The 702-nt window shown below is 65.7% G+C and carries 1 protein-coding gene; it reads left to right on the top strand.

What is annotated here, in order from left to right:
• Positions 1–586: methionine adenosyltransferase domain-containing protein (locus tag CXQ97_RS20850; protein WP_181035160.1), on the top strand; the 586-nt coding region annotated here is incomplete at its 5' end.
• Positions 587–702 lie beyond the last annotated feature (116 nt).

Below are 702 nucleotides of genomic sequence, written 5' to 3'. Positions count from 1 at the left end.
AGCGGTGATGGAGCTGATCATCAAGCACAGCCTGCCCGCGGAGCTGCTGCACAAGGACACCCAGTACCACATCAACCCGACCGGCCAGTTCGTCATCGGCGGCCCGGTGGGCGACTGCGGCCTTACCGGCCGCAAGATCATCGTCGACACCTACGGCGGCATGGCCCGCCACGGCGGTGGCGCCTTCTCAGGCAAGGACCCGTCCAAGGTCGACCGCTCGGCCGCCTACGCCGGCCGCTACGTGGCGAAGAACATCGTCGCCGCCGGCCTCGCCGATCGTTGCGAGATTCAGGTCTCCTACGCCATCGGCGTGGCCCAGCCGACATCCATCTCGCTGAACACCTTCGGCACCGGCAAGCTCAGCGACGACAAGATCATCGCTTTGGTCCGTGAGCATTTCGATCTGCGCCCTTACGCGATCACCCGCATGCTCGACCTGCTGCACCCGATGTACCGCGCCACCGCGGCCTACGGCCACTTCGGCCGCAATCCCTACGAGATGACGGTGGGGGCCGACACCTTCACCGCCTTCACTTGGGAAAAGATCGACAAGGTCGACGCTTTGCGCGCCGCCGCCGGGTTGTAAGCACGACCGCACCGACAAAAAGCCCCGCCGGCGCAAGCCGCGCGGGGCTTCTTGCTTTCGAGAGGGGGTAGAGCCGCAACAGACACCATCCGCTGCCAGCGGTGCATCACGAAACC

Source organism: Arthrobacter sp. B0490, assembly GCF_002929355.1.
Taxonomy (GTDB): Bacteria; Actinomycetota; Actinomycetes; order Actinomycetales; family Micrococcaceae; genus Arthrobacter_D.
The sequence above is the reverse complement of the archived record's forward strand: the minus strand, read 5'-3'. Positions and strand labels throughout refer to the sequence as shown.